General features: G+C 63.5%; 2 protein-coding genes and 1 pseudogene. All 3 read right to left on the bottom strand.

Annotation, left to right across the window (positions count from 1 at the left end; genetic code table 11):
* Nucleotides 1-833, bottom strand: a pseudogene (locus tag SM763_RS24150) (VirB4 family type IV secretion/conjugal transfer ATPase); the annotation flags it as partial.
* Nucleotides 808-1,086 carry a VirB3 family type IV secretion system protein gene (locus tag SM763_RS24145; RefSeq protein WP_038070148.1) on the bottom strand — a complete coding sequence of 93 codons (279 nt, stop codon included), beginning with the start codon at nucleotides 1,084-1,086 and terminating at the stop codon, nucleotides 808-810. The pseudogene SM763_RS24150 and the gene SM763_RS24145, both read right to left, overlap by 26 nt.
* 15 nt (nucleotides 1,087-1,101) lie before the next feature.
* Entirely contained in the window at nucleotides 1,102-1,260 is a 159-nt protein-coding gene (locus SM763_RS24140; RefSeq protein ID WP_369000128.1) for a TrbC/VirB2 family protein, read from the bottom strand.
* Nucleotides 1,261-1,269 lie beyond the last annotated feature (9 nt).

Below are 1,269 nucleotides of genomic sequence, written 5' to 3'. Positions count from 1 at the left end.
TCGAGCGGCAGGTCGAGCGCGTCGAGCAGCGTGACATCCGTGAGGGCTGGATAGGTCTTCATCGAGAAAAGCGCACCGTATTTGACCCGCCCAGTCACGGCGTCGGTCAGGGTGACGACGTCGCCGTCGAAGGTCGCGCGGCAATTGCTCAGAATATGTGAAAGAGGCAGAGCGCTTTGTCCGAAGGCTATGGGGGAGAAGCTGCCGGCGTTCAGCGTGTTGAGATAGCCCAGCCATTCACCGCCCGACTTCGTGAGCCTGACTGGGTTGGCCGAGGCAAGCGCCACTTCGAAAAAGCCCATGACCTCGTTCAGCTCTTGCAGGCGCGTCGCGCGGTCCTTGACCCAAGCCTTTCGGGCCAGCGCGCGCAAGAGCGGAATGCGGGCGGAGATATCGGGGCGCCGGATGACGCTGAGATAGAGTTGGCGCTTGGCTGGGCGCAGGTCTTTGACATGGGTCTGCCAGCGCGCGTCGATCGCGGCGGCGAAGCTGTCTTCCTCGATGGGGCGCATTCCGAGATCCTGCGGCACGGAGATCCGGTGGATGTAGAAACCGAAGGCGTTTCCGGTCTGGGCGACGATGGCGGCGACCGCGCGCTTCAACGCGTCGAGCCGGGCGTCCTCAGTGGTCATCGGGTTCAGACCATCAAGGCGCAGGGTCGCCATCAGATCACCGTCGCGCAGGACCATGACATCGTCATCCGCGAGCGCAAAATACGGCAGGTGCTCCGCGAGATAGCTCTCCCGCGCGAACGCCCCGCCGCCAGCCTGAAGGAGTGCCGTTCCGTGAGTAGAAAGTGTGCCCGCATCAAGCGCCAAAGCTGTCACCCCCATGCAGGGCCCGGTTTTTCGTAGGGCGCACCGAGCCGTAGGAGACGCGCAGAACCTCGAAGAAATGCGGCTCGCGGTCGGCGACGAACCAGAGGATCGGATAGGCCACGAGCCCGATCAGGAAGAAGACCATCGACTTCGTCCAGATGAACGGCAGAACGACCCCTGTCGCCAGCACCACCAGGTATCCGACAGGGAGACCCAGATACTTGGGCGGACGGGCGAGGCCTAGAAAGAGGGGGGATCGTTCTGCCAACTCTATTCTCCAACCTCAGGAGAAGCCGTCGACGATGGTGCCGGCTGAGAAGATCAGCACGATCCCGATGATGACCGAGGCGAACCAGCCCCAGTTCAGCCGCCCCATCATGCACATGAAGCCGGTGCCGATGACCGCGAGCGTGGCGACCGCGATCCCGATCGGACCGGTCAGCGCGGCCTC

The organism is Pseudophaeobacter sp. C1-32P7 (assembly GCF_041008775.1).
Taxonomy (GTDB): Bacteria; Pseudomonadota; Alphaproteobacteria; order Rhodobacterales; family Rhodobacteraceae; genus Phycobacter; species Phycobacter gallaeciensis_A.
The sequence above is the reverse complement of the archived record's forward strand: the minus strand, read 5'-3'. Positions and strand labels throughout refer to the sequence as shown.